Raw genomic sequence first — 26890 nt, forward strand, 5'->3', positions numbered from 1 at the left:
GTGACTTCGGCATTCGGGCGACCGCGGGTCGTGGGGGTTGATCGCGCAGTTCCCCGCGCCCCTTGGCGGCACTGCCCAGCCGTACGACAGAAGGGCCCCGGGGATGTGCTTCCCCGGGGCCCTTCCTGCGAGCTACAAGGCGCCGTGGGCTCAGCCCTCGGACTTCTCCTCGTCGGAGGCGTCGGCGGTGCCCTCGGCGGCCTCGACGGTCTCCGTGGCCTGCTCGACCTCGTCCTCGTCGTCGAGGTCGACGATCTCGCCGTTGGTGTCCTTGACCGTGGCCTTCTCGACCACGACGGCCAGGGCCTTGCCGCGGGCGACCTCGCCGACCAGGAGCGGAACCTGGCCGCCCTCGACGACGGCCTGGGCGAACTGGTCGGGGGACATGCCGGAGGAGGCGGCGCGGCGCATGAGGTGCTCGGTGAGCTCCTCCTGGTTGACGTTCAGCTTCTCCTGCTTGACGAGCTCGTCGAGGACGAACTGCGTCTTGATGCCCTTGACCGCGGCTTCCTTGGTCTCGGCGTCGAACTCCTCGACCGTCTTGCCCTGGATCTCGAGGTACTTCTCGAGGTCGAGACCCATCTGGCCGAGCTGGTGGTGCTCCAGGTTGTGCTTGCGGGTGTTGATCTCGTCCTCGAGCAGCTTCTCGGGGACGGGCACCTCGACGAGCTCCAGCAGCTTCTCCAGGACGCGCTCCTGGGCCTGCGTGGCCTGGTCGTACTGCTTCATGTTCTCGAGGCGCTTGCGGCTGTCGGCCTTGAGCTCGTCGAGGGTGTCGAACTCGGAGGCGAGCTGCGCGAAGTCGTCGTCCAGCTCGGGCAGTTCGCGCGCGGCGACCTGGGTGACCTTGACGGTGACCTCGGCCGCCTTGCCGGCCGCCGAGCCGCCCTTGAGCTCGGAGGTGAAGGTGGCCTCGCCACCGGCCTCCAGACCCTTCACGGCGTCGTCGATGCCGTCCAGCAGCTCGCCGGAGCCGATGGTGTAGGAGACGCCCTCGGCGACGCCGTCCTCCAGGACCTCGCCGTCGACCTTGGCCTGCAGGTCGATCGTGACGACGTCGCCGTCCTCGGCGGCACGCTCGACCGGGGAGGTGGAGGCGAAGCGCTCGCGGAGCTGCTCGACCGACTTCTCGATGTCCTCGTCGGTGACCTCGACGGCGTCGACCTCGACCTCGATGCCGGAGTAGTCCGGGATCTCGATGGTCGGGCGGACGTCGACCTCGGCGGTGAAGTTCAGCGTCTCGCCGTCCTTCAGCTCGGTGATGTCGACCTCGGGCTGGCCCAGGACGTCGATCTCCGCCTCGTTGACCGCCTCGGTGTAGAACTTCGGCAGCGCGTCGTTGACGGCCTCCTCCAGCACGGCGCCACGGCCGAACCGCTGGTCGATGACGCGGGCCGGGATCTTGCCCTTGCGGAAGCCCTTCACCGTGACCTGCTGGTTGATCTTCTTGTACGCCGCGTCGAGGCTGTCCTTGAGCTCCTCGAAGGGCACCTCGATGCTGAGCCGAACCCGAGTCGGGTTCAGGGTCTCCACGGCGCTCTTCACGGTTCGGTCTCCTTGGGGGCTGACTTCTTGGTTTCTGCCGGGGCCAGACTGGTCCGGCGGATTTCGTCGCCCGAAGGACGTCCAGAGGATCTCCTGTGGATGTCCGGGGATGTCCAGAGGTTCCTGTGGATGAGACACACGGGCGCGCAGCTTGCATAGTAACCGCAGCCGCTCAACGCCCCAAAGGCGATCAAGCGAGGTGACCGCGCGGATGACCGGTGCGGACCGGTCAGTGGTCGGGGTGGCGGGATTTGAACCCACGGCCTTCCGCTCCCAAAGCGGACGCGCTACCAAGCTGCGCCACACCCCGTGCTGGTGCGACACGTAGGGTACATGCCCGCGGACAGTGCGGCCGCCGCATTTACGGGGTGTGCGGTGAGGGGTGCCGACCCGCTACGATGCCTTCTGTGCCGCGGTCACCTGACCTGCGGCGCGTCCTGTGCGGGCGTAGCTCAATGGTAGAGCCCTAGTCTTCCAAACTAGCTACGCGGGTTCGATTCCCGTCGCCCGCTCTGTACGGCTCAGGGCCAGGTCAGAGGGTTCATCCCCCGACCTGGCCCTGATCGTTTCCGGGGGTACGGTCAGTCGCCGCGCAGGGTGCGGATGTCCACCGTGTAGACGGAGCGGATGCCGTACGGGACGTAGAGGGCGTCGCCGACGAGGGTCGGGGGAGCTCCGACGCCGGCGAAGTCGGCGGTTCCGCCGTCGTCGCGTCCCTGGAGGGTGGCCTCCACGGCGCCGGTACGCAGGTTCAGGGCCGCCAGGCGGCCGCTCGGGGACGCCAGGTAGAGGTGGGACGCGGTGGCGATCGGGGCGCCCGGGGACTCCACGGTGGAGTTGCTCTCCCAGAGCTGGCGTCCGCTGTCCGGGGCGATCGCGCGGACGCTGCCGCTGGGCGACGTGACGTAGAGCCGGTCGCCCAGGAGGGTGGGCGTGGTGCCCTCGGGCTGGGGCTGCGACAGCCGTACGGTCGTCATGATGTGCGAGGTGGCATGGATCAGGGTGAGCGTGCGGCGCACGCCGGTCGTGTCGAGCACCACCAGGCGGCCGTCGGCCTGTCCGACGACGTCCTTCTCTCCCTCGACGTGCACGGTCCAGCGGGGCCGGCCGGTGGCCGGGTCGAGTCGCGCGACGCTCGTGCTGGTGGCGTTGTCCTCCTCGCCCCACTTCTGGCACACCAGGTACGCGTTCCGGGCGGCGCTGCGCAGCAGGCATGTCTGTGTGGCGGGGCTGGGCATCGGACGCTTCCAGCGGACCTTGCCGTCGGTGACGTCGAGCAGGGCGTACTGCTGGCCCTTCGCGCCGTGGACGGTGATGACGCCCTGCGGGACGGCGGTGGAGAAGCCCTGTTCCGCGTTGGGCTCCGTGGCCTCGTCGCCTTCACCGGTGACCGTCTTCCAGATCACCTCGCCGGTCTCGGCGTCGAGCGCCTGGACGGTGTAGCGGTACGAGGTGAACGCGTCCCCGCCGACGGGCCGGTCGTCGGCGCCGTAGACGTACACGCGGCCGCCGCGCGCGGCGATGACCGTGCCGGAGCTGCTGCTGCCGTTGTCGTCGGCGGTCTCGTCGACCGGCCGGGCCCAGGTGTTGCGGCCGTCGGCGAGGGCGAAGCGGGTCGCCATGACGTCGTCGCCGGCGCAGACGAGGGAGCGGCCGGTGGCGGCACAGCGGGCGAAGGGGGCGTCGGCGCCGATCGGGTCCTTGTCGACGCTCGGGTCCTTCGACTTGTTGTGCCAGGCCTGCCAGCCGAGGGGCAGATCGCCCGGGTCGGTGTCGTCGCCGGTGAGGGCGACCGTCGTGGTGGCGAGGGCGGCGAGGACCACGGCGCCGGCCGCGGAGGCCAGCCAGAGGCGTCCGCGACGGAAGCGGCGGCGGGGGCGACCGGGGTCCGCCTCGGTCGTGGGTTCGTCGTGGGGGCTCGGGTCGGGCAGGGCGCCGTCGCGGAGCAGGGTCAGCAAGGCGTCCGGAGAGGCACGGGACTTGGGGTGTTTTTCCAGGCAGAGCCGGATGAAGGGGAGCAACTCCGGCGGGGTGCCGTCGAGTTCGGGGGTGCCCTCGACGACCCGGATGGCCGTCTCGTAGGGGCTCGGGCTGTCGAACGGGCCGCGTCCGGTGGCGGCGTACGCGAGGACCGAGCCGAGGGAGAAGACGTCGGCGGCCGGGCCCACGTCCTGTGGGGAGGAGAACTGCTCCGGGGACATGTAGGGCGGGGTGCCCATGACGCGGCCGGTCTGGGTGAGGACGTCGGAGGGCGCGAACTCGGCGGCGCGGGAGATGCCGAAGTCGATGACGCGGGGGCCGTCGTCGGCGAGCATCACATTGGCCGGTTTCAGGTCGCGGTGGACCATGCCGGCGCGGTGGATGTCCCGCAAGGCCTCGGCGAGGCCGGCGGCGAGCTCACGCAGTTGCGGCAGGGGCAGAGGGCCGTGGCGGCGGACGTGGGTGCCGAGGTCCTCGCCGGGGATGTAGAGCGTGGCCATCCAGGGGCGCGGCGCGTCGGCGTCCGCGTCCACGACGGGGGCGGTGAAGGCGCCGCTGACCTGGCGGGCGGCGGCCACCTCGCGGCGGAACCGGGTGCGGAACTCGTCGTCGTCGGCGTACTGCGCGTGCACGACCTTGAGGGCCAGGCGGCGGCCGGAGGCCGAGCGGGCGAGGTAGACCACACCCATGCCACCGGAGCCCAGGCGGTCCTCGATCCGGTAGCCGCCCACCTCCGCCGGGTCCGTCTCGCGCAGCGCCATCCGTACGTTCCCCCGTTCCGGACCGTTCGACGATCTCGAACGAGGGTATCCGTACCGTTCCGGGCCGCCCCACGGCCCCCGGAACGGGCCCTAGAACTGGATGGAGTTGATGGTCTCGGCTATCGAGTTGAGGAATCTCTGGATGTCGTCGGCCATGCCGGTCGAGGCCAGGAAGAAGCCGAACAGCACGGCGACGACGGCGGGGCCGGCCTTCAGGGATCCGCCACGGATCAACACCACCAAGACGATCGCCAACAGCAACACCACTGACAGCGAAATGGCCACAACAGATCACACCCTCGGTCGGTCCGCTCTCCCGGCCCGGGGACGCGACCCCGCGCACCCCCGCCAGAACCATCGTGCCACCAACCGGGCCCCGCTATGCGGCACGTGACGTTTCGTTCGCCACACCTGTGCCGGATCTGTGCGGGCCCACGGGGCGCAACAACCTCTCGCGTCGCACCCGCACAGAATTTCGGACGGACACCCGCGAAGGTAATTCGGCGGGTTCGTTTCCATCGGCACACAACATGTTCGCGGGTATTTCGAATTACGGGTGAGTTGATCATTTCACCAGGATCACCTCCTGGCCATATGCACCCGTTAGTCCGGATGAATCCGGACAATACGGGTGGCCAACAGGTGTCTTTCCGATGCATGTTCGCTGTACACACATGAGGTCGCGCGCAATAACCGGGAATGACCTCGCGGGTTTTACGAGATCCCACAGGCAACGCTAGGGTGCCTCAGATGTTCCATGCTGCCTCGTCCCCCGCATGCGCAGCGAGGGCCTCGATCGACTTCCCCTGCTTTCGGCGGGAGGGTCTGTGAACAACTCGCTGCGACCGCACGGCCACAACAGAGCGCCACTCCCCCCGGCAGAGTCGTCGGCGGACGGAGTGCCCAGTCCGCGCTCGCCGCAGAACCGGCACAACCAGCAGGCTCAGGCGGACGAGAGATCCGCGTCCGGCGGCGCCCAGCAGCGCGACGCGTTTTTCGACAACGCCAAGTACCTGGCGATCGTGCTCGTCGCCCTGGGCCATTCCTGGGAACCGATCAAGGGTGACAGCCGGATCCTGGAGGCCGTGTACACCGTCGTGTACACCTTCCACATGCCGGCGTTCATCATCATCTCCGGCTTCTTCTCGCGCAGTTTCGACGCGAGCCCCAGCCGGCTGAAGCGCCTGGTCACCGGTGTCGTGGTGCCGTACATCGTCTTCGAGTCCGCCTATCCGCTCTTCAAGCGCTGGATCGACGACGACCCGAGCCAGGAGATCAGCCTCCTGGACCCGTGGTATCTGACCTGGTTCCTGTGCGCGCTGTTCATCTGGCGGATGACCACCCCCATCTGGAGGATGGTGCGCTGGCCGCTGCCGCTCGCGCTCGGCATCGCCATGGCGGCGACGGTCGCCCCGGAGATCGGCAACGACCTGGACCTGCAGCGGGTCCTGCAGTTCCTGCCGTTCTTCGTGCTGGGCCTGTGCATGAAGGCCGAGCACTTCGACATGGTGCGCACGCGCACGGCGCGGATCCTGTCCGTACCGGTGGTCGCGGGGGCGTTGGCCTTCGGCTGGTGGGCGGTTCCGCGTATGAACACCGCGTGGTTCTACCGCCGCGACGCCGCGCAGGAGTTGCACGCGCCGTGGTGGAGTGGTCCGGTGATGGTGTTGGCGATGTTCGGCTGCGCGCTGCTGCTGACGGCCTGCTTCTTCGCGTGGGTGCCGCGGCGGCACATGTGGTTCACGGCGCTCGGGGCGGGGACGCTGTACGGCTATCTGCTGCACGGGTTCTTCGTGAAGGCCGGCGACTACCAGGGGTGGTTCGAGCACGGCTGGCTGCATCGGCCGCTGGGTGAGATCTTCGTCTCCGTCGTCGCGGCTGTCGGTGTGACGCTGCTGTGCACGTCTCCTGTGCGGCGGGTGTTCCGGTTCGCCACGGAGCCCAAGATGGAGTGGGCGTTCAAGCGGGACGCGGCCGAGTTGGCTCGTGAGCGTGAGAAGCAGGAGAGTGCGGGCGCCCGGGAGAAGGTCAGCGCCTGATCCCTGCGCCTTTCCCGCACATCTGAACAGCGCGGAGAGTCAGTCTCCGGTCAGGCCGAGAAGTGCGCGCATCCGTGCGTACTTCTCGGTCAGTCGTCTGCGGGTCGGTTCGTCGAGGGCCGCCAGGCGGGACGGGTCCGCGTTGTGTGCCAGGTCCGCCTCCTTCACGAGGAGGGCGCCCGGGGTGGTGAGGATGCGGGTGGCGTAGGTCTCGGGGGGTTCTCCCGGGTGCTTGGTGACGGCGCGCACGATCGCCTTGGTGCGGGGGCTCAGCGGGGCCTCTTGCAGCCACTGTTCGGAGAGGGCGTCGTCCTCCACCGCGTCGTGGAGCCAGGCTGCGGCGATCTGGGCGTCGTCGCCTCCGCGGGTGCGGACGCCTTCTGCTACGGCTCTGAGGTGATCGGCGTAGGGGCGGCCGGCCTTGTCGGTCTGGTGGGCGTGGGCGGCGAGGGCGATCGTCTCTACGTCGGCCAGGGTCAGCGGGGTTGGGTGGTCGGTGTCGGTCACCGGTCCAGTGTGCCCTCGCCCCCGCCGCCTCCACCCGTCCCGTCCCTTTTAAGGGGCTCCGCCCGTTCCAGGGGCTGTCTGGGCTGTTGGGCCCTCTCGGCAGATGAGCAGGAGGGCTCTGTCGTCGTTGACGTCCTTGGCCACCGCTTCGATGAGGTGCCAGGCGGCTCCGTGGAAGCCGCCGGCCACGTAGCGGTCGGCTTCGCCGGTGAGGCGGTCTATGCCCTCGACGATGTCGCGGTCGGAGGTCTCGACGAGGCCGTCGGTGAACAGCATCAGGACGTCTCCGGGGCGCAGTGAGCCCTTGACGGGGTCGAACTGGGCGCCGTCGTAGACGCCGAGCAGGGGGCCCTCGGCGGCCTTTTCCTCCCAGCGGCCGCTGCCCGCGCTCAGCTGCAGGCCCGGGGGGTGGCCCGCGGAGTAGAGCTCGTAGTCGCCCGAGTCCAGGTCCAGGACGAGGTGGATCGAGGTGGCGAAGCCCTCGTCCCAGTCCTGGCGGAGCAGGTAGCCGTTGGCCGCCGGGAGGAAGGCGTGCGGGGGCAGGCTGCCCAGGAGGCCGCCGAAGGCTCCGGAGAGGAGCAGGGCGCGTGAGCCAGCGTCCATGCCCTTGCCGGAGACGTCCGTGAGGACGACCTCCAGGGTGCGGCCGCCGTTGGTGCGGGCCGCCACGACGAAGTCGCCCGAGAAGGACTGGCCGCCCGCCGGGCGCAGCGCCATCTCACGATGCCAGCCGTGCGGCAGGCTGGGCAGCTTGCTCTGGACGCGGATGCGTTCGCGCAGGTCGAAGAGCATCGTGCCGCCACGCCGCCAGGGCACGCCCACACGGCTGCGGAACTGCGCGATCAGCAGGCCGAAGAAGCCACAGGCCGCCACCACCAGGACCACGCCCGGGGTTACCCGGGAGGGGCCCTCCGTGTACGGCCCCAGCTGCACCGACTCCACGATCAGTGCCGTCGCCGCCGCCGCGTACAGGCCCAGCAGGCTCGCCGGGCGCAGCAGCAGGCCGCCCGCGACGATGGGGAGCACCAGGGCGGCCGGGGAGAACCAGACCGGGTTGGCCATCGTCATGGCGCAGATCAAGGGGACGGTGAGCAGCAGGCCGGCCAGGGCGATCCAGTCCGAGCCGTCGCCGCGGAAGTAGTCCACCGCGCTTCTGCGCACGCCGACGCGGGCCCGGTGCCACTGCATCTTCAACCGGGCCGTGAACGTCTCGGCCACCGTGCGCCGCTCTCGTCCTGCTGCCATTAGTTCGGGACCCTATCCATCGGACCAGCTGCTTGGCACGGGAGGTCCCACTTGTCCCCCGTCCGAGGTTCAACTTCACAGTGAACTTCACAGAAAGCCACCTCGTAGCCGCCAACGAGAAATTCCCTCGCTCGTCCCGCAATGCCCTGGTAGGCATGGTTCATGGCGAATGACAGTGCGAGCCACCCCGGGTACACCGGGCACTCCGGCCGTCCCGAGCTTCGGGTGCTGCGGCGGGATGATTGGGACATCTGGTACGACACACTGATCCGCGGCTTCGGCGGCGTCCCGGAGGCGGCCGAGGAGCGGGAGTTGTGGAACTCCCTGACCGAGCTCGACCGTTCCCTCGGTGCCTGGGACGGGGACGCGTGTGTGGGCACGGCCGGCGCCTTCAGCTTCCGGCTGACCGTGCCCGGCGGGGCCGCCGTGCCCGCCGCCGGGGTCACCATGGTCAGCGTCGCCGCGACGCACCGCCGGCGTGGCGTCCTGACGTCGATGATGCGCCGGCAGCTCGACGACATACGAGCGTGGGGCTGGCCGCTGGCCGTGCTGACCGCCTCCGAGCCGGAGATCTACGGCCGGTTCGGGTACGGCATCGGCACCTTCCATGTGAACTCCGAGATCGACACGACCCGCGTCCGGCTGTCCGTGCCGCCAGGCACCGACGACGTACGTCTGCGGTACGCCGTCGCGGCCGACGTCCTCGACGTGTGCGAGGCGGTGTACGCGCGCAAGGTCCCCGGACGGCCGGGGATGGTCGCACGGACGCCCGGCTGGGAGCGGCTCGGACTGCTCGACCCGGAGAGCGACCGGGACGGCGCGTCGCCGTTGATGTGCGTGCTGGCGGAGCGGGACGGCGAGGTCGTGGGGTACGCGCGTTTCCGGGTCAAGCCGGATTGGGACGCCGCCGGGCCGAAGGGCGTCGTCCATCTGCGGGACACGGAGGCCCTGGACCCTGCGGCGCAGGCCGCGCTGTGGCGGTTCCTGTTCGACATCGACCTGACGTCCACGGTGAGGATGTACGGGCGTCCGGTGGACGAGGCCTGGCAGTACCAGGTGTCCGACATCCGGCGGTGTGCGGTGCGGGTGCGGGATTCCCTGCATGTACGGCTGGTGGACCTCGGGGCCGCGCTTCAGGCGCGGACCTATCAGGCGCCGGTGGACGTGGTGCTGGAGGTGGAGGACGCCTTCTGCCCCTGGAACACCGGGCGTTGGCGGCTGTCCGGGGATCCCAAGGGCGCGTCCTGCGAGCGTACGACCGACGCGGCCGATCTCTCCCTGTCCGTACGGGAGTTGGGGGCGGCGTATCTCGGTGGCGTGAGCCTGGAGGCGCTGGGGGCGGCCGGGCGGGTGCGGCAGTTGCGGCAGGGGGCGCTGGCGGAGGCCTCGGTGGGGTTCGGCTCGGCTGTGGCGCCGTGGTTGCCGCACGGGTTCTGAGGCCGAGCCCAGGGCGGCTTCGGCAACGTCCCTACGGGGTCTGGCAGTTCGGGCACCAGAAGAGGTTGCGGGCGGCGAGGTCGGCGGTGCGGATCTCGCCGCCGCAGATGTGGCAGGGCAGGGTGGCCCTTCGGTAGACGTAGACCTCGCCGCCGTGGTCGTCCACGCGCGGTGGGCGGCCCATCGCCTCCGGGGTGTGTTCGGGGCGGACGGTGTCGATGCGGTTGTTGCGGACGCCCTCGTGCATGAGGTCGACCAGGTCCGTCCAGATGGCTTCCCACTGGGCTGGGGTGATGTCCTTGCCGGCGCGGTACGGGTCGATGCGGTGGCGGAAGAGGACTTCGGCGCGGTAGACGTTGCCGACGCCCGCGATGACCTTCTGGTCCATGAGCAGGGCGGCGATCGTCGTACGGCTGCGGGAGATCCGTCGGTAGGCCTGGTGGGGGTCGGCGTCGTCGCGGAGGGGGTCGGGGCCGAGGCGGTCGTGTATCGCCTGCTTCTCGGGGTGGGTGATCAGGGCGCAGGTGGTGGGACCGCGGAGGTCCACGTATGCGGTGCTGTTCGCGAGGCGGAGGCGGACGGTGTCCGTGGGTGGGGGTGCGGGGGTGGGGCCGAAGTTGACCTTGCCGAAGAGGCCGAGGTGGATGTGGATCCAGTCGGTGTCGCGGAAGCCGAGGAAGAGGTGTTTGCCGTGGGCCTCGGTGAGGGTGAGTTCGGCTTGGTCGAGCAGGGCGGCGGCGTCGGAGAACTTGCCCTGGGGGCTGGTGACGTGGGGGGTTGTGCCGCGGAACGCCGTGGCGTAGTCGAGGGCCAGACGGTGGATGGTGTGGCCCTCGGGCACGGTGGCTCCTTGTGTGCGTGGGAAGTGGGGGCGCCAGGGTTTCTCGCCCCCGCCGCCCCTACCCGTCCCATCCCTTGAAGGGGCTCCGCCCCTTCGACCCCGCTGGGGGCTGCGCCCCCAGACCCCTGCTATCGGCCCTTCGGGCCTCGTCCTCAAACGCCGGACGGGCTGAGAGTGCGTGGTCCGACCCGTGGGTGTTACTGCTGGGGGTGGTGCGGGGGGATCGGGGGGAGGTCGCCGGTCGTTTCGTACGTGGCCAGCATGGTGATGCGGCGGGTGTGACGCTCGTCACCGGAGTACGGGGTGCTGAGGAACGTCTCGACGAACTTGGTGGCCTCGTCCTGCGTGTGCATGCGGGCGCCGACCGCCACGACGTTCGCGTTGTTGTGCTGGCGGCCGAGGGAGGCCGTCTCCTCGCTCCAGGCGAGGGCCGCGCGGACGCCCTTCACCTTGTTGGCGGCGATCTGCTCGCCGTTGCCCGAGCCGCCGATCACGATGCCGAGGGAGTCGGGGTCCGCGGCCGTCTTCTCCGCCGCGCGGAGGCAGAAGGGCGGGTAGTCGTCCTGGGCGTCGTAGATGTGAGGGCCGCAGTCGACCGGGTCGTGGCCCGCCGCCTTCAGCCAGTCGACGAGGTGGTTCTTGAGTTCGAAGCCCGCATGGTCGGAGCCGAGATACACGCGCATGGAACGAGTGTGACACGGCTGTTTCGGTGCAGCAGCGCCGGGTGTCGATCCTGTTTATTGTGACACAGGCCATGGAAGCTCAAGGGAACCTCAAGTAACAATCACGAATCAAAGGTTCCCGAATCTATTCTCCTCCGATTCACTGGTTCGACTCGTACGTCGCTCCACTACGACTCGTACGAGAACCGCTCCCCACGGCTCAAAGGAAATCCGTTCCATGACTTCGCAGCCGAACCAGAAGACGGCCGAGCCGGCCGTCGGCGGCCATGGCCTCCAGGCCGGACTCAAGAACCGTCATCTCTCCATGATCGCCATCGGTGGCGTCATCGGTGCCGGACTCTTCGTCGGGTCCAGCTCCGGTATCGCCACCGCAGGACCCGGCATCCTTCTGTCGTACGCCCTCGTCGGCACGCTCGTGGTGCTGGTGATGCGGATGCTCGGCGAGATGTCCGCGGCCAATCCGACGTCCGGGTCGTTCTCCGCCCACGCCGACCGGGCGCTCGGGCCCTGGGCGGGCTTCTCCATCGGCTGGCTCTACTGGTTCTTCTGGGTGGTGGTGCTGGCAGTCGAGGCGACCGCCGGCGCGGCGATCCTGGAGGGGTGGATACCGGCCGTTCCGCAGTGGGGCTGGGCGCTGATCGTGATGGTGGTGCTCACCGCCACCAACCTGGTCTCCGTCGGCTCCTACGGTGAGTTCGAGTTCTGGTTCGCCGGGATCAAGGTCGTGGCCATCGCCGCGTTCATCGTCGTCGGCGGGCTCGCCGTGTTCGGGCTGCTGCCGGGCGTCGACAGCTCGCAGGCCGGACTGAGCAACCTCACCGACCACGGCGGCTTCCTGCCCCACGGTGCCGGCGCGATCCTCACCGGTGTGCTGCTCGTCGTCTTCTCCTTCATGGGCAGCGAGATCGCCACGCTGGCCGCCGGTGAGTCCGAGAACCCGCAGCGGGCCGTCACCAAGGCCACCAACAGCATCATCTGGCGTGTCGCGGTCTTCTACCTGGGTTCGATCCTCGTCGTGGTGGCCCTGCTGCCCTGGGACAGCAAGTCGATCGCCGACGACGGTTCGTACGTCGCCGCTCTCGACTCCCTCGGCATCCCGCACGCCGGCCAGATCATGAACTTCATCGTGCTGACCTCGGTGCTGTCCTGTCTCAACTCCGGCCTCTACACCGCCTCCCGTATGGCCTTCTCGCTCGGCGAGCGCGGGGACGCGCCGAAATCGTTCGCGCGGACGACCGGCCGGGGTGTGCCGCGGACCGCGATCCTCGTGTCCGTGGTGTTCGGCTTCGTCGCCGTCTTCTTCAACTACAAGTTCCCGGACTCCGTCTTCCTCTTCCTCGTCAACTCCTCCGGTGCGGTCGCGCTGTTCGTGTGGCTGGTGATCTGCTTCTCGCAGCTGCGCATGCGGAAGATCATCCAGGCCGAGGCCCCGGAGAAGCTGGTCGTGAGGATGTGGCTGTACCCGTATCTGACCTGGGCGACGGCCGCGCTGATCGTGTTCGTGCTGGGCTACATGCTGACCGACACCGAGCATGACGGCCGGAAGACCGTGCTGCTGTCGCTGCTGGTGGCGGCGGTTGTCCTGGTCGTGGCCTTCGTGAAGGAGAAGGTCGGCCGGGGGCGCGCGGTGGAGGGCGAGGCGGCGGCTGCCGTTTCGGATCTGCCGCGTGATGAGGTCAAGACCGGCTGAGCATCGCTTGGAGTTCGAGGGGCCTTCGGGAACGCGTGCGCGTTCCCGAAGGCCCCTCGGCTTGTTCCGGCTGGTTCCGGCTGGTTCCGGCTTGCGTGCCTACAGCACCGTGAAGCTGTCTCTCACCTTCTCGTACGTCTTCAACGCCTCCGCCTCTCCGTCCGGCCGGTACCACGTGTTGATCTGGTACGACTTGCCGTCGACGGTGAAGCCCAGCAGCCGGGCGTGCCAGGGGTCGCCCTGGAGCGTGAAGGTGTACTCCCAGACGACCGCCGGGTGCCCGCGGAACGTCGTCCGTTCCAGACGGATCTTGCGGTACTGCTGCCCTTGCCGGGCGTTCTCCTCCGACTTCTGCCAGGAGTCCATCAGGTCGTCGCGGGCCAGGGACGACTTGGCGGCGAGTTCCTGTTCGGCGTCCTGGGAGGTGTAGTGCACCTCCGACCCGGTCTTGACGTCCCGCCGCCAGCCCTCGGGCGGCACCCACGCGAACCCGCCCGCCTCCCTGCGGGATCCCGGCGGGAGGCTTTGCGGCCTCGTTGTGCCTTCGACCGTCGAGGACGCGGACGCGGAGGAGGACGGTGACGGTGATGGCGAGGAGCCGGCGTGATCGTCCTCGGGCCCGCCCGGATTGATCGCCAGGACGACCGCCACGGTGGCGCCTGCGGCGACGATTGCGACGGCGGCGACCTTCCCTGTACGGCGGCGCGCGCGGCGGGGGTGTTCAGCCGGGACGGCGGGGCCGGGGAGCTCGCCGGGTGGCATGACGCCGTGCGGAGGGGGACCTGCGGGCAGGGGGCGCTGCTCGGTCACCGCTGCGGAGCGGGCCAGGGAGACTCCGGGGCGGTGGGGTGCGACTGTGCCGGAGTTGCCGGGCGACGCGGGAGTACGGACCTCCGAGCGGGCCTCCGACGTGGCCTGGGAGGCGAGTTCGGTGGAGGTGCGAGCGGCGGTGCGGGTGGGAGTGCTGTCGGGGGTGGGAGTCGGCGTGGGGTGTGGGCGGGCCTTGGTGGTGGCAGGTGGGCCGTCGTTGGCGTCGGGGTGTGCGGGCTCGCTGCGTGCGGGTGCGGTTCGTGCGGGTGCGGTTCGTGCGGGTGCGGGTGGCGCAGGCGCGGGTGGCGCGGGTGGTGCGGTTTTTTGTGTGTCGTCGGTCGCCGGCGAGGCCTGTGGCGGTATGGCGTCGCGTACGTCGTCGGGCTGACGGGGGTCGGGGGGCGTAGGCGACACCGTCGCGGCGTTGGGCTTCGGCTGAGGTTTGGGCTTGGGGGTCGGGGGGTGGTTGGGGACGGGTGAAGCCGGTGAGGGGTGGGCGCGGGTGGCGGGCGGTGGGGCTGATCCGGGCTCGGGGGCCTGTGTGGAAGGGGAGCCGCGCACGGAACCCTGCTCGGGAGTGGGTTCGAGCTCGGGCCCATGTGCCGGCTGAAGTCCGGGCACCTGGCCGTGCGGTGGCTGGAGCCCGCGTTCCGAGACGGCCTCGACGTCCCGCCTCGTGAGCCATGGGGTTGACGCGCCCGCGGTGCCTCGCCCCCCGTGGCCGTCGTCGGCCTCCGCTCCCCCACCCGATGACGGACCCCCGGGACAGGCGCCGCCCCCCGCTCCGCCACGCCCGAGACCGGCCTCGAACTCCTCGGCTGGTTCCCCGGGGCCGGTCTCAGCATGTGTTCCCTCAAGCCCTGGGGCCGCCTCGGCCTTCCGGCCCTCAGGAGCGACCTCAGCCCCCGCTCCCTCCAACCCACAGCCGCCTTCGACCTCGTTGTCGGGTCGCCCACCCCCAGGCCCCCCTCCCCCCACCACCGGCATCGTCGGCGTGGGAACCGGGAACGCCACCGGCTCCAGGGCCCTCTCCAGGGCGTCGAGGCCGGGGCGGTGGGTGGGGTCCTTCTGCAGGAGAGTGGTGAGGACGGCGTGCAAGGGGCCTGCTGTGGGCGGGAGTTCGGGGTCCTCGTAGAGGACCGCGTGCAGGGTTGCCAGGGTGGTGTCGCGGGAGAAGGGGGAGCGGCCGGCGAGGGCCGCGCTCAGGGTGGCGCCCAGGGACCAGATGTCGGACGGTGGGCCCTGGGGGCGGCCGGAGATCCGTTCGGGGGCCATGTAGTCGGGGGAGCCGACCAGCATGCCGACCATGGTGAGGGCCTTCGCGTCCTGGATCGCCGCGATGCCGAAGTCCGTCAGGACCACCCGCCCGCGCCCGCGCGCTCGCGTCACCTCCGTCTCGACCAGCACGTTGCCCGGCTTGATGTCCCGGTGGAGGACACCCCGGGCGTGTACCTGGCGCAGTGCCGCGACCAGGCCGATGCCGATCCGGGCCGTCTCGCACGGGCCCAGCGGCCCCTCCTCCGCCATGATGCGTTCCAGGGAGCGGCCCGCCACCAACTCCATGACGATCCAGAGGCGTTCGCCTTCGTCCACCACGTCGTAGACCCGGACGACGTTGGGGTGGTCGATCCGCGCCGTCGCCCGCGCCTCGCGCAGGGTGCGCTCCCGGCGGGTGCGCGTGTCCTCGGGGTCGAGGCCATCGATGCGCATTTCCTTGACGGCGACCAGTCGGTCGAGAATTTCGTCGACCGCCCGCCACACGCGCCCCATTCCCCCCTGGCCAATACTCTCGACCAATCGATAACGGCCCGTCACCAGTGAACCCGGAACCCCGCCGTTCCTCGCGCCACCACCCGCACGATCCGCATGATCAGGATTCCCTGGACTTCCCATGTTTCCCACGTTTCCCGGCAATCCGCTGCACCCCCCACCACGCCGCATCGGACATCCGCCATTGAAACACAACGGTCACACTTCCAGCCGTATCAGCATAGTGCGGAGAAATCTTGTGGTAGCTCTTCAAGTACTGCGAATTCAGGCGCAGGCAAGGGGGACGAACATGAGTTCTCGTCGCACGACGGCCATCGCGGGATCGCTGGTCGCGACATCTTTCTCGGCAGTGCTGATCCTTTCCGCCACTGCCGGTGCGGACGACCAGGGCCCTGCCAGCAGCAAGGGGGGAAAGGTCATCGACGAGGCGCCGGCAGGGGTGAAACTGACGACTCTGCTGCCCGAGAAGATCTCGGTGGACAACGGTTCGCGGGAGACCGACATCACCGCCACGGTGAAGAACGAAGGGACCAAGGACAGCGGAGAGATCCAGCTTTTGGTCGTCGGTTTCGACGGCCTCACGGTCAAGAATGTCGAGGGCTGTTCAGCTATCGCAAAAGGAAACCTCCCGGAGGGCTCGAACAGCGGTTTCGCCTGTGCCGTCGACAATCTCCCGGCCGGTGAGTCGAAGTCGTACGCCGTCGAGGCCACGTACGACCTGGGCAAGACCGGCAGGATATGCCTCCCCGTGCAGAGCGGAGACGGCAAGAAGACGTACTGGCAGCAGGGGCCGGTGCCGTTCGGTACGGCGAATCCGTCGCCCGACGCCCCGGCCACCCCGCTGCTTCTCGGCACCGACAACAAGCCGGTCGCACCGGGCGCCGACGAACTGCCCAAGACCGGCCTCGGCCGTGACGTCCTGCCGCTGGGCGCGGCCGGCGCCACCCTGATCGCGGTCGGCGCGGCCGGGCTGTGGTGGTCCCAGCTGCGGCGGCCCAGGAGGCCCGCCGACTGAGCGGGGACTCCTCGGAAAGAGATCGGCCGGATAACTCGACGGCAGCTGTCAGGTTATCCGGCCACTCTTCGTGCCATGACCTCCCCGCGACACCTCACCGAACTGCCCCTTCTCCACCCCGGCCGCCCCGGCTACGACGACGAACTCGCCGGATTCCAGACCGGCTTCGCCCAGCGGCCCGACCACCTCCGTCGGCGCCGTGTCGTACACGCTGGGCGGTGGACTCGGCATCCTGGCCCGGGAGTTCGGGTGCGCCGCCGACCATGTCCGCTCGCTGGACGTCGTCACCGCGGACGGGCGGCAGCGCCCCACGTCACGCCGGAGTCCGAGGGCGACCTGTACTGGGCCCTCCTCGGTGCCGGGCACGCCTTCGGTGTCGTCACGGAGATGGAGATCGGCCTCGTCCCCGTCCGCACGCTCTACGGCGGATCCCTCGCCTTCGACGGGCGGGACGTCGACCCGGCGGTCGTACTGCGGGCGTACGAGGAGTGGACACGGACCGTGCCCGACGGGCTGACGTCGTCCTTCGCCGCCGTCCCGTATCCGGACATCCCGGCGCTGCCGCCGCACCTGCGTGGTGTACGTCGTCTCGGTGCGGGTCGCCCACACCGGTCCCGACGGTGACCGGATCGTCGCCCCGTTGCGGCGGATCGGGGCCGTGCTGTCCGACTCCCTGCGCGAGATGCCGTACTCCGAGAGCCACACCGTCCACTGCGACCCCGACTTCCCGCACGCCTACTACGGGGACAGCGCGGTGTTGGGCGCATGGGACCTCGACGCGCTGGCCGGCGCGCTCGGGCGGACCGGGCCGGAGGCCGCCGGGGCCATGTGTGTCGTACAGGTCAGTCATCTGGGCGGGGCGCTCGCCCGGCCCGCCGCGAACTCGGTGCCGTATCGCGAAGGCAGGTTCCTGGTGCGGATGTTGACCGTGGCGGATCGGGAACGGGCCCGGGAGATCCTGGACCCCGCCTTCGAGCTCCTCGCATCCGTCACGCTCGGGCGGACCGTCAACTTCGCCTTCGGAGCGGGGGATCGGGGCGCCGGGCCGTACGACACCGGAACGCGGAAGAGGCTCGCCGGGATCAAGCCGCGGTACGACCCGGCGAACCTCTTTCGCGCAAACTACGGCGTCAGCGGTTGAGCAGCTTCCAGGTGGTGGGCAGGGCACCCATCGCCAGGGCCGCCTTCAGGGCGTCGCCGATCAGGAACGGGGTGAGGCCGGCCGCGATGGCCGCGGTCGCCGACATGCCGGTGGCGAGGGCCAGGTAGGGGACGCCGACGGCGTAGATGATCGCCTCGCCGAGCAGCATCGCGCCCGCGGTGCGCAGCGCGGTCCGGTCCGCGCCGCGGCGGGCCAGGGCGCCGACGACGGTGGAGGCGAGGATCATGCCGAGGATGTAGCCGAAGGAGGGGGCGGCGGCGCCGGAGGTGCCGTCCGCGAACCACGGCACGCCCGCGATGCCGGCCAGGGCGTACAGGGCGAGGGAGAGGAAGCCGCGGCCGGCGCCGAGGGCCGTGCCGACCAGCAGGACCGCGAGGGTCTGGCCGGTCACCGGCACCGGGGAGCCCGGCACGGGCACGGAGATCTGGGCCGCGAGGCCGGTGAGCGCGGCGCCGCCGACGACGAGCGCGATGTCGCGGAGTCGGGAGGCCGGGATCAGGTCGGCGAGGACCTGTCCGGGGCGGGCGGGGGCGGCAGCGGCGGTGCTCATGGGGACTCCGCGAGGGTGAGGGCGGTACGGGACCTTGTGACGCTATCCCAGGGGGTTTTGGTCCCTCACCGTCAGTGGTCGACAAAGGGCGGTTCGTGGGGTTGGTGGGCTCCGGACAAAGAGTGGCGGTTACACCGGGTACGGGGTGATGCCGGTCACTGAGGCAGGGACGCTCACCTCACATGACCGGGGCGGGGGCCGACTGTAGGGATTCCCCAATCGGGGGTGGGACCGAGGAAGTCCCCCATCCCCGGTGGTGGGAGAACCAGCCGGTCGTCCTCGACAACCGCATCACCCAGCACTACGCCATCGACAACTACGACGGCCTGCCGCGCCGCCTGCGCCGGGTGACCGCCGCGGGCGCCGCGCCGGCCGCCGCCGCGTAGTCGTCGCGTCACCTACAGTGCGCCGAGTGTCCGCATAGTGGGCATCCTCTCCTTCTGAGCGGTGAGACTGCCCAGACTGTGGGCGTTTTTTGCCCTCTCACGCATTGGACGAGCCGCGCCCATGCCCCACTCCACCGCTCAGGCGCCCCCGCAGGCGGACGACGTCTCCCTGTCCCACGGCCTCAAGCAGCGTCACCTGTCGATGATCGCCCTCGGCGGCGTCATCGGCGCGGGTCTCTTCGTCGGCTCCGGCGCCGGAATCGCCGCCGCCGGCCCCTCGATCGTCATCGCCTATGTGATCTCCGGTCTCCTCGTGATGCTGGTGATGCGGATGCTCGGCGAGATGTCGGCCGCGTATCCCTCCTCCGGCTCCTTCTCCGCGCACGCCGAGCGGGCGATCGGCCCGTGGGCGGGCTTCACGGCCGGCTGGTCGTTCTGGGTGCTGCTCTGCACGGCCGTCGGCCTGGAGGGCATCGGCGCCGCGAAGATCGTCACGACCTGGCTGCCGCACACGCCCGAGTGGGCCTGGGTGGCCCTGTTCATGGTCGTCTTCTGCGGCGCGAACCTGGCGGCCGTGAAGAACTTCGGCGAGTTCGAGTTCTGGTTCGCGGCGCTGAAGGTCGGCGCGATCGGGCTGTTCCTGGTGCTGGGCGGGCTGGCCATCGCGGGCGTCCTGCCGGGCACGGACGCCCCGGGCACCGCGAACCTCACGGGCGCGGGCGGCTTCCTGCCGAACGGCACCGAGGGCCTGATCATCGGCCTGCTGGCCTCCGTCTTCGCCTACGGCGGCATGGAGACGGTCACCATCGCGGCCGCCGAGTCGGAGAACCCGGTCAGCGGCGTGGCGAGCGCGGTCCGCACGGCCATGTGGCGGATCGCCCTCTTCTACATCGGCTCGATGGCGGTCGTCGTCACCCTCGTCCCGTGGGACTCCAAGGAGGTCGTCGAGAAGGGCCCGTACGTCGCCACCCTCGACCACCTCGGCATCCCCGGCGCCGGCCAGCTGATGAACGTGGTGGTCCTGGTCGCCCTGCTGAGCGCCATGAACGCCAACATCTACGGCTCCTCGCGCATCGCCTACTCCCTCGTCCAGCGCGGCCAGGGCCCGAAGACGCTGGGCCGGGTGTCGGGCGGCGTCCCGCGCGTCGCGGTCCTCGCCTCGTCCGTCTTCGGCTTCGTGTGCGTCGTCCTGTCCTACTGGCGGCCGGACGACGTCTTCCCCTGGCTGCTGAACATGATCGGCGCGGTCATCCTCGTCGTGTGGATCTTCATCGCCGTCTCCCAGCTGCGGCTGCGCAGTCGTCTGGAGCGCGAGGCGCCACAGAAGCTGGCGGTGCGGATGTGGGCGTTCCCCGTGCTGACCTGGGTGGCGCTGGCCGGTATGGCCGCGATCTTCGTCCTCATGGCGCGCGAACCCGACACGCGGGTGCAGCTGTACTCGACGGGCGGGATGACGCTGTTCCTGGCGGTCGCCGGCTACGCGTGGCAGCGGGCGCGCGCCCGGAGCTGACGCCGCTTTCACGGCAGAAGGGCCCCCATGTGATCCACACGGGGGCCTTTTGCTGTTAGCTTGTTGTTGCAAGCTACTTGCAATAAAAGCTTCTGAGGGGACCCTTCATGCCCGTCTACACACTCCCGGAACTGCCGTACGACTACTCCGCGCTGGCGCCGGTGATCAGCCCCGAGATCATCGAACTGCACCACGACAAGCACCACGCGGCCTACGTCAAGGGCGCCAACGACACGCTGGAGCAGCTGGCGGAGGCGCGGGAGAAGGAGCAGTGGGGGTCGGTCAACGGCCTGGAGAAGAACCTGGCCTTCCACCTGTCCGGGCACATCCTGCACAGCATCTACTGGCAGAACATGACCGGTGACGGGGGCGGCGAGCCGCTCGCGGCCGACGGTGTGGGCGATCTGGCGGACGCCATCGCCGAGTCGTTCGGGTCGTTCGCGGGCTTCAAGGCGCAGCTGACCAAGGCCGCCGCGACCACGCAGGGCTCCGGCTGGGGTGTGCTGGCCTACGAGCCGCTGAGCGGGCGGCTGATCGTCGAGCAGGTCTACGACCACCAGGGCAACGTCGGGCAGGGTGCCACGCCGATCCTCGTGTTCGACGCCTGGGAGCACGCCTTCTACCTCCAGTACAAGAACCAGAAGGTCGACTTCATCGACGCCATGTGGGCCGTCGTCAACTGGCAGGACGTGGCCCGGCGTTACGAGGCCGCCAAGTCCCGTACGGACGTCCTGCTGCTCGCGCCGTAACGGCGCCCCCCGGCGTCCTGCCTCGTGATCGTCTTCTCACCCTTCACGAACGGCAGGCGGAATGAAGGAAGCCCCCGCGAGGACGTGACTCGCGGGGGCTTCTGCGTACGGGGACGGCGGGGCGGGCGTCAGGGCTTGCGGCCCAGGGCGCCGTGCTGGCCGATCGGTTGGGGCTCCTCGTCGCCCGGCTCGGGGTGCCACAGCGGAACGGAGACGAGACCGGGTTCCACCAGGTCCAGTCCGTCGAAGTAGGCGGCGATCTGGGCGACGGGCCGCAGGAAGTACGGGACCGCGCCGGTCTCGTTGTAGGCGTCCTGGGCCTGCTCGTAGGCCGGGTCGGTGCCCCGGGAGCCCTCGTTGAGGGAGAGGTAGCTGCCGGAGGGCAGACCGGCCAGGAGGCGGCGCACGATGTCGCGGGCCTGGTCGTAGTCGGCGACATGACCGAGGATGCCGCTGAGGATCAGGGCCGTGGGCCGGGAGAGGTCGAGGGTCCGGGAGGCCGCCTCCAGGATCTTCTCCGGCTCGAACAGGCTCAGGTCCTCGTACGCCGTCACACCCTCCGGCGTCGAGGTGAGCAGGGCGCGGGCATGGGCCAGGACCAGCGGGTCGTTGTCGACGTAGACGATCTTCGACTCGGGGGCGAGGCGCTGGGCGACCTCGTGGGTGTTGTCGACCGTGGGCAGGCCCGTGCCGACGTCGAGGAACTGGCGGACGCCCGCCTCCGTGACCAGGTACCGGATGCTGCGGCCGAGGAAGTCACGGCTGCTGCGGGCGATGGTGACGATGCCGGGGAAGACGGCGGTGTAGGCGTCGCCGGCCGCCTCGTCCACGGGGTAGTTGTCCTTGCCGCCCAGCCAGTAGTTCCAGATGCGGGCCGAGTGCGGTACCGAGGTGTCGATCTCCGTCATGTGCCCATGGTGCTACGCCGGGTCGGGCTCGCAGGGCACTTTGAGGGAGAGAAGTGACGTGGATCCGTCGAATTTCACGAGGAGTTCGCGCGCCGGCCGTCCCCGCACGACACCGGCGGCGGAGTTCCGGCGCGGCGGCGGAGCGGACGATTTCGGGGACGCGTTCGCGAAGGACGCGCTGTACTACGGGATGGGGTCGACGCGGTCGTGACCGACTTCCCCGATCTGGCGGTGATGGCGAGGAAGGGCTGACCCGTAGGAGGGCATCCATGGCGACCAGGCACTGCGAGAACTGCGGAGGCACGCTGCAGGAGTTCCGCGAGCTCTCCGAGGACGAGCAGGCGTACGTCAAAGCGCACAAGCCCAGGCACACCCGCCTGGGCTCGTACTACCGCTGCGCCCGCGAGGGCTGCCGGCGCTACCAGCGGCTGGGGAATCACCACGACGGCGCGTCGTTCCCCGAACCGGAGGGGTGACCCTTACAGGTTGCTGAAGTCCGGCCCCTTCGTCCGCGTCCGCTTGATCTCGTAGAAGCCCGGCACGGAGGCCACGGCGAGGGTGCCGTCCCAGAGCTTCGCGGCGTCCTCGCCCAGGGGGGTCGGGGTGACGACCGGGCCGAAGAAGGCGATCTGCTCGCCGTCGTCGCCGGGCACGGCGATGACCGGGGTGCCGACCTCCTGGCCGACCTTGTCGATGCCCTCCTTGTGGGAGGCGCGCAGCTCGGCGTCGAACTCGAAGTCCTTCTGGTCGAAGTACTCGATCAGATCGGCGGGCAGGCCGGTGTCCGCCAGAGCACCTTCGACGGCCTCGCGGGTCGGGCCCTGGCCCTCGTTGTGGATGCGGGTGCCGAGTGCGGTGTACAGCGGGCCGAGGATGTCGGAGCCGTGCTTCTGCCAGGCCGCGGTGACCACCCGGATCGGCTGCCAGGCCTTGGTCTCCAGCAACTCGCGGTACTCGGCGGGAAGCTCGTCGAGCTTCGGCTCGTTCAGCACGGCCAGGCTCATGATGTGCCAGCGCACCTCGATGTCCCGGACCTTCTCCACCTCCAGGACCCATCGAGAGGTCATCCAGGCCCAGGGGCACAGCGGGTCGAACCAGAAGTCGACGGGCGTCTTCGCAGAGCTGCTCTCGGACATGGGTCTCCTAGTGAAGGTGTTCGATTCCCCAGGACAACGTCGTCCCCGCCCCGCTCATTCCCTACTGCCGCCCGTCAGGGGCACATGGCAGGATCAGTGCTGTCCACATACCGAACATCCCCGAGGGAGTGCCGTCCGTGCCCGGTGAGAATCTGTCCCGCGACGAGGCCCGGGAGCGGGCCGCCCTGCTGTCCGTCGACGGGTACGAGGTGTCCCTCGACGTGCGTTCCGCCCTCGGTGACGGCCCCGAGGGGGCGCCGCGCACCTTCCGCTCGGTCACCACGATCCGCTTCCGCTGCGCCGAGCCCGGCGCCACGAGCTTCGCGGATCTGATCGCGCCCAGTGTGACGGCCGTCTCCCTCAACGGCCGGGATCTGGACCCGAGCGAGGTCTTCGACGGTTCGCGGATCGTCCTGGAGGACCTGGCCGCCGACAACGAGCTCGTCGTGGACGCACAGTGCGCCTACTCACGCACGGGCGAGGGCCTGCACCGCTTCGTCGACCCGGAGGACGGCGAGGTCTACCTGTACACGCAGTACGAGCCGGCCGACTCCCGCCGGGTCTTCGCGAACTTCGAGCAGCCGGACCTCAAGGCGCCGTTCCGCTTCGAGGTGCGGGCGCCCGAGGAGTGGACGGTGTGGAGCAACGGGGCGGGTCAACTCGCCGACGGGGTGTGGCGGTTCGCGGAGACGAAGCCGATCTCGACGTACATCACGTGCGTCGTGGCGGGCCCGTACCACTACGTCACCGACTCCTACTCCCGTACGTTCGCGGACGGCACGACCCTGGAGATCCCGCTCGGCGCGATGTGCCGCAAGGGCCTCGCGCCGTACTTCGACGCCGACGACGTCTTCCTGGTGACGAAGCAGGGCCTGGACTTCTTCCACGACCACTTCGACTACCCGTACCCCTTCGGGAAGTACGACCAGGCGTTCGTGCCGGAGTACAACCTCGGCGCGATGGAGAACCCGGGGATGGTGACCTTCCGGGAGGAGTTCATCTTCCGCGGCAAGGTGACGCGGTCGTCGTACGAGGGCCGGGCCAACGTCATCCTGCACGAGATGGCGCACATGTGGTTCGGTGACCTGGTCACCATGGTGTGGTGGGACGACCTGTGGCTGAAGGAGTCCTTCGCGGACTTCATGGGCACCTTCGCGAACGTCGGCGCGACCCGCTTCAAGGACGCCTGGATCACCTTCGCCAACCGGCGCAAGGCGTGGGCGTACCGGGCCGACCAGCTGCCCTCCACGCACCCGATCACGGCGGACATCCGTGACCTCCAGGACGCGAAGCTCAACTTCGACGGCATCACCTACGCCAAGGGCGCTTCGGTCCTGAAGCAGCTCGTGGCGTACGTCGGCCAGGACGCGTTCCTGGAGGGTGCGCGGCGCTACTTCAAGCGGCACGCGTACGGCAACACGCGCCTCGGCGATCTGCTGTCGGTGCTGGAGGAGACCAGTGGCCGGGACATGGGCGCGTGGTCGCGGTCCTGGCTGCAGACGGCGGGCGTGAACTCGCTGACCCCGCAGGTGCTGCTGGACGCCGAGGGCCGGATCGACGAGCTGGCGGTGGTGCAGGAGGCCGCCGAGTCGCACCCCGAGCTGCGTCCGCACCGGGTCGCGGTGGGCCTGTACCGCAGGACGGAGGCCGGCGCGTTGGAGCGGTTCGCGCAGGCCGAGGTGGACGTGGAGGGTCCGCGGACGGTCGTGGGGGAGCTGGCGGGCGCGGCGGCTCCGGAGCTCGTGCTGGTGAACGACGACGACCTGACGTACTGCAAGACGCGCTTCGACGAGACGTCGCTGGCGACGCTGCGTGCCGGTCTCGGTGACATGACCGATCCGCTGGCCCGGGCGCTGTGCTGGTCGGCGCTGTGGAACATGACACGGGACGCGCTGCTGCCGGCGCGGGACTTCGTGGAGCTGGTGCTGCGGTTCGCGGGGCGTGAGTCCGACATCGGTGTGCTGCAGATGCTGCACGCGTGGGCGAACTCGTCGCTGGTGCACTACGCGGCGCCGGCGTGGCGGCCGACCGGTGAGCGGCTGGTGGCCGAGGGCGCGCTGCGGGAGCTGAGGTCGGCCGAGGCGGGCAGCGAGCAGCAGCTGGCGTGGGCGCGGTTCTTCGCGTCGGTGGCGTCGGGGTCGGAGGACCTGGGGCTGCTGCGGGGGCTGCTGGAGGGCACGGAGAAGATCGAGGGTCTCGACGTCGACCAGGAGCTGCGCTGGACGTTCCTGGAGCCGCTGGCCGCGCACGGGGTCGCGGACGAGTCGGCGCTGGCGGCCGAACTGGCCCGGGACGACACGGCGTCCGGCAAGCGTCACCAGGTCCGCTGCCTCGCCGCCCGGCCCTCGGAGGCGGTGAAGGCGCAGGCGTGGGCGCAGGTCGTCGAGTCGGACGCGCTGTCCAACGCGCTGGTGGAGGCGACCATCTCCGGTTTCACGCAGCCGTCGCAGCGGGAGCTGCTCGCGCCGTACGCCGAGAGGTACTTCGCGGTGATCGAGCGGGTGTGGTCGGAGCGGTCGATCCAGATCGGGATGGACGTGGTCCGGGGTCTGTTCCCGGGACTTCAGCAGTCGCAGGCCACGCTGGACGCGACGGACGCGTGGCTCGCGGCCCACGAGGAGGCGGCGCCGGCGCTGCGGCGGCTGGTGCTGGAGGCGCGGGACGATCTGGCGCGGGGGCTGCGAGGGCAGGCGTGCGACGCGACGGCGTCAACCGCATAAGACCTTTGGCCAACGATCTGGGCACTCCGTGACCGTTACGGAATTCAGGCAATAGCAGCCGTAACCCCTGGTCCAACCCGAACGGACCAGGGGTTTTCCGTGCCTACTCGGCATCCGAACACCCGTCCTTTAGTGCCAGGTTATCCGTATTTGTCGACGGGCGTGTAACAGCGGTTAAAGGGCCGCCGAGACGCGGGAATCTCCGGGGCATGAACCACAACACCCCGCTCCCCCCGCTCTCCCCCCGCCCCCTCCGTCACCTCTCCGAGGTACACCGCCGCGTCATGACTGCCGCGCAGCTGAAGTCGCACGGCGTGGCGACCGCAGAGATGAACGAGCAGTGCCGCCCCGGCGGCCCCTGGCAGCAGATCCTCCCCGGCGTCCTGCTGCTCCACCCCGGCCCGCCGACCAGCGAGGAGCGCCTGCACGCGGTGCTGATGTACGCGGCGCGGGAACGGTCGCCCGGGGTGCCGTCCCAGCCGAACCCGGGCGAGGAACACGCCGCCCCCGCCTACCCCGACGCGGTGATCACGGGTCTCGCGGCCCTGACCCTGCACGGCTTCTCCGCCACGCCGCCGCTGACCGCACTGGACACGATCGACGTCCTGGTCCCCCGCATGCGACGCCTGCGCTCGACGGGCTGCGCCCGCGTCCTGCGCACTCCCGCCCTGCCCACCCCCCAGCAGGTGACGGGCCTCCCGGTGGCCCCGGTCCCCCGCGCCCTGGCCGACGCCGTGGCCGAGCTGACGGACGCCGGCGCCGTACGCCGCCTGCTGACCGAGGCCGTACGCGCCGGCCACTGCGAACCGGCCGCCGTGGTACGGGAGTTGAACCAGGCCAAGCTTCTGTCCCGTCCGCACGTGGTGGACGCGGTGGACTCCCTGCTCGCCGAGGGCCGCGCCATCGCGGAGGACCGCCTGTACGAGATGGTCCACATCCACGGCCTGCCCGACCCCGTCTGGAACGTCGACCTGCGCCTGCCCGGCGGACCCCACCTCGGCGGCCTGGACGCCTACTGGCCGGAGCAGGCGGTGGCCGTGGAGCTGGACACCCGGGCGCCCCGCCAAGGCCATCGGCAGGACGACGACGCCCTGTGGTCCGAGTACGCCCGCAAGCGCGAGCACTTGGAGCGTCTGGGCATCACGGTCGTGTACATCACCCCCAAGAAACTCCGGGACGCGTTGGAGCAGCAGGCCGCGGTGGTCCGTACGGCACTCATGGCCGCCGCGGACCGCGATCCGGCCGCGTATGTCGTGGTGCTGCCGCGGTAGTGACGGACCGAGGCGCGGCATCAGGAGGGGAGAGGAGGGGCCGCCGGGCCTGACCGGCGGCCCCTCCTCATGTCCGCGGCCCGTGCGAAGCGAGTCCGCAGCCGCCGCCACGCGGATCGCCCCTGCCGGTTGTCGTCCGGCACGACCGGCGCGTCCGGCAGAGCCGACAGGGCAC

At 70.0% G+C, this 26890-nt stretch carries 21 protein-coding genes, 2 tRNA genes and 2 pseudogenes; 13 read left to right on the forward strand and 12 right to left on the reverse strand.

Features of this window, described 5'->3' with window-relative positions:
• Window positions 1-150 precede the first annotated feature (150 nt).
• Both tig and ACZ4UU_RS13615 read right to left on the reverse strand, forming a co-directional pair.
• Window positions 151-1545, reverse strand: coding sequence for a trigger factor (tig, locus tag ACZ4UU_RS13610; RefSeq protein ID WP_468039511.1), 1395 nt, complete (start codon window positions 1543-1545; stop codon window positions 151-153).
• A 233-nt stretch (window positions 1546-1778) separates the two neighbouring features.
• Window positions 1779-1855: transfer RNA gene (locus tag ACZ4UU_RS13615), tRNA-Pro, on the reverse strand.
• A 131-nt stretch (window positions 1856-1986) separates the two neighbouring features.
• Between ACZ4UU_RS13615 and ACZ4UU_RS13620 the strand changes: the two genes are divergently transcribed.
• Window positions 1987-2057 (forward strand) — tRNA-Gly (locus ACZ4UU_RS13620).
• A gap of 69 nt (window positions 2058-2126) precedes the next feature.
• On the opposite strand, the gene ACZ4UU_RS13625 is transcribed toward ACZ4UU_RS13620, so the two are convergent.
• Both ACZ4UU_RS13625 and ACZ4UU_RS13630 read right to left on the reverse strand, forming a co-directional pair.
• Window positions 2127-4286 (reverse strand): protein kinase domain-containing protein, encoded by a 2160-nt coding sequence (locus ACZ4UU_RS13625; RefSeq protein WP_468039513.1) that lies wholly within the window; start codon window positions 4284-4286, stop codon window positions 2127-2129.
• 90 nt (window positions 4287-4376) lie between these two features.
• The gene (locus ACZ4UU_RS13630; protein WP_004001285.1) at window positions 4377-4571 is read right to left on the reverse strand and encodes a hypothetical protein; all 195 of its coding nucleotides are present in this window, start codon (window positions 4569-4571) and stop codon (window positions 4377-4379) included.
• 542 nt (window positions 4572-5113) lie between these two features.
• Between ACZ4UU_RS13630 and ACZ4UU_RS13635 the strand changes: the two genes are divergently transcribed.
• Window positions 5114-6325 (forward strand): acyltransferase family protein, encoded by a 1212-nt coding sequence (locus ACZ4UU_RS13635; protein WP_468039515.1) that lies wholly within the window; start codon window positions 5114-5116, stop codon window positions 6323-6325.
• 39 nt (window positions 6326-6364) lie between these two features.
• On the opposite strand, the gene ACZ4UU_RS13640 is transcribed toward ACZ4UU_RS13635, so the two are convergent.
• Together ACZ4UU_RS13640 and ACZ4UU_RS13645 are read right to left on the reverse strand one after the other, a co-directional pair.
• The gene (locus ACZ4UU_RS13640; RefSeq protein ID WP_468039516.1) at window positions 6365-6832 is read right to left on the reverse strand and encodes an HD domain-containing protein; all 468 of its coding nucleotides are present in this window, start codon (window positions 6830-6832) and stop codon (window positions 6365-6367) included.
• Between the two features lie 48 nt (window positions 6833-6880).
• Complete coding sequence (locus ACZ4UU_RS13645) at window positions 6881-8077, reverse strand: SpoIIE family protein phosphatase (protein ID WP_468039518.1); 1197 nt, start codon at window positions 8075-8077, stop codon at window positions 6881-6883.
• Window positions 8078-8239: 162 nt separating this feature from the next.
• Between ACZ4UU_RS13645 and ACZ4UU_RS13650 the strand changes: the two genes are divergently transcribed.
• Window positions 8240-9514 (forward strand): GNAT family N-acetyltransferase, encoded by a 1275-nt coding sequence (locus tag ACZ4UU_RS13650; RefSeq protein ID WP_468039520.1) that lies wholly within the window; start codon window positions 8240-8242, stop codon window positions 9512-9514.
• A gap of 31 nt (window positions 9515-9545) precedes the next feature.
• On the opposite strand, the gene ACZ4UU_RS13655 is transcribed toward ACZ4UU_RS13650, so the two are convergent.
• Both ACZ4UU_RS13655 and ACZ4UU_RS13660 read right to left on the reverse strand, forming a co-directional pair.
• Window positions 9546-10355: an Fpg/Nei family DNA glycosylase gene (locus ACZ4UU_RS13655; RefSeq protein WP_468039522.1), complete on the reverse strand. Its 810-nt coding sequence runs from the start codon at window positions 10353-10355 to the stop codon at window positions 9546-9548.
• A 197-nt stretch (window positions 10356-10552) separates the two neighbouring features.
• Window positions 10553-11038 carry a ribose-5-phosphate isomerase gene (locus tag ACZ4UU_RS13660; protein ID WP_468039524.1) on the reverse strand — a complete coding sequence of 162 codons (486 nt, stop codon included), beginning with the start codon at window positions 11036-11038 and terminating at the stop codon, window positions 10553-10555.
• Window positions 11039-11255: 217 nt separating this feature from the next.
• Between ACZ4UU_RS13660 and ACZ4UU_RS13665 the strand changes: the two genes are divergently transcribed.
• Entirely contained in the window at window positions 11256-12728 is a 1473-nt protein-coding gene (locus ACZ4UU_RS13665; RefSeq protein WP_468039526.1) for an amino acid permease, read from the forward strand.
• Between the two features lie 99 nt (window positions 12729-12827).
• On the opposite strand, the gene ACZ4UU_RS13670 is transcribed toward ACZ4UU_RS13665, so the two are convergent.
• Window positions 12828-15308, reverse strand: coding sequence for a serine/threonine-protein kinase (locus ACZ4UU_RS13670; protein ID WP_468039528.1), 2481 nt, complete (start codon window positions 15306-15308; stop codon window positions 12828-12830).
• 289 nt (window positions 15309-15597) lie between these two features.
• Here ACZ4UU_RS13670 and ACZ4UU_RS13675 point away from each other — a divergent pair, with 289 nt between their 5' ends.
• Together ACZ4UU_RS13675 and ACZ4UU_RS13680 are read left to right on the forward strand one after the other, a co-directional pair.
• On the forward strand, window positions 15598-16323 hold the full coding sequence (locus tag ACZ4UU_RS13675; RefSeq protein WP_468039530.1) for a hypothetical protein: 726 nt from the start codon (window positions 15598-15600) through the stop codon (window positions 16321-16323).
• A 172-nt stretch (window positions 16324-16495) separates the two neighbouring features.
• A pseudogene (locus tag ACZ4UU_RS13680) lies at window positions 16496-17464 on the forward strand (FAD-binding oxidoreductase); the annotation flags it as partial.
• On the opposite strand, the gene ACZ4UU_RS13685 reads toward ACZ4UU_RS13680, so the two are convergent.
• Window positions 17454-18035 carry a biotin transporter BioY gene (locus ACZ4UU_RS13685; protein ID WP_383451230.1) on the reverse strand — a complete coding sequence of 194 codons (582 nt, stop codon included), beginning with the start codon at window positions 18033-18035 and terminating at the stop codon, window positions 17454-17456. The pseudogene ACZ4UU_RS13680 and the gene ACZ4UU_RS13685 sit on opposite strands and share 11 nt — an antisense overlap.
• A 233-nt stretch (window positions 18036-18268) precedes the next feature.
• Between ACZ4UU_RS13685 and ACZ4UU_RS13690 the strand changes: the two are divergent.
• From ACZ4UU_RS13690 to ACZ4UU_RS13700, 3 genes and pseudogenes are all read left to right on the forward strand, one after another.
• Window positions 18269-18406, forward strand: a pseudogene (locus tag ACZ4UU_RS13690) (TauD/TfdA family dioxygenase); the annotation flags it as partial.
• A gap of 136 nt (window positions 18407-18542) precedes the next feature.
• A complete protein-coding gene (locus ACZ4UU_RS13695; protein WP_468039532.1) occupies window positions 18543-19931 on the forward strand; it encodes an amino acid permease in 1389 nt (462 codons plus the stop codon).
• 107 nt (window positions 19932-20038) lie between these two features.
• Complete coding sequence (locus ACZ4UU_RS13700) at window positions 20039-20680, forward strand: superoxide dismutase (protein ID WP_468039533.1); 642 nt, start codon at window positions 20039-20041, stop codon at window positions 20678-20680.
• Between the two features lie 128 nt (window positions 20681-20808).
• Here ACZ4UU_RS13700 and ACZ4UU_RS13705 read toward each other — a convergent pair whose 3' ends face one another.
• Entirely contained in the window at window positions 20809-21588 is a 780-nt protein-coding gene (locus ACZ4UU_RS13705) for an SAM-dependent methyltransferase (protein WP_468039535.1), read from the reverse strand.
• Between the two features lie 58 nt (window positions 21589-21646).
• Between ACZ4UU_RS13705 and ACZ4UU_RS13710 the strand changes: the two genes are divergently transcribed.
• Entirely contained in the window at window positions 21647-21799 is a 153-nt protein-coding gene (locus ACZ4UU_RS13710; RefSeq protein ID WP_468039537.1) for a hypothetical protein, read from the forward strand.
• Window positions 21800-21857: 58 nt separating this feature from the next.
• Complete coding sequence (locus ACZ4UU_RS13715) at window positions 21858-22064, forward strand: hypothetical protein (protein ID WP_468039539.1); 207 nt, start codon at window positions 21858-21860, stop codon at window positions 22062-22064.
• A gap of 3 nt (window positions 22065-22067) precedes the next feature.
• On the opposite strand, the gene ACZ4UU_RS13720 is transcribed toward ACZ4UU_RS13715, so the two are convergent.
• Complete coding sequence (locus ACZ4UU_RS13720) at window positions 22068-22724, reverse strand: mycothiol-dependent nitroreductase Rv2466c family protein (RefSeq protein ID WP_468039540.1); 657 nt, start codon at window positions 22722-22724, stop codon at window positions 22068-22070.
• A gap of 137 nt (window positions 22725-22861) precedes the next feature.
• Here ACZ4UU_RS13720 and pepN point away from each other — a divergent pair, with 137 nt between their 5' ends.
• Together pepN and ACZ4UU_RS13730 are read left to right on the forward strand one after the other, a co-directional pair.
• A complete protein-coding gene (gene pepN, locus ACZ4UU_RS13725; protein WP_468039542.1) occupies window positions 22862-25444 on the forward strand; it encodes an aminopeptidase N in 2583 nt (860 codons plus the stop codon).
• 209 nt (window positions 25445-25653) lie between these two features.
• The gene (locus tag ACZ4UU_RS13730) at window positions 25654-26715 is read left to right on the forward strand and encodes a hypothetical protein (RefSeq protein ID WP_468039544.1); all 1062 of its coding nucleotides are present in this window, start codon (window positions 25654-25656) and stop codon (window positions 26713-26715) included.
• Window positions 26716-26890 lie beyond the last annotated feature (175 nt).

It is taken from the genome of Streptomyces sp. NPDC028907 (assembly GCF_055564995.1).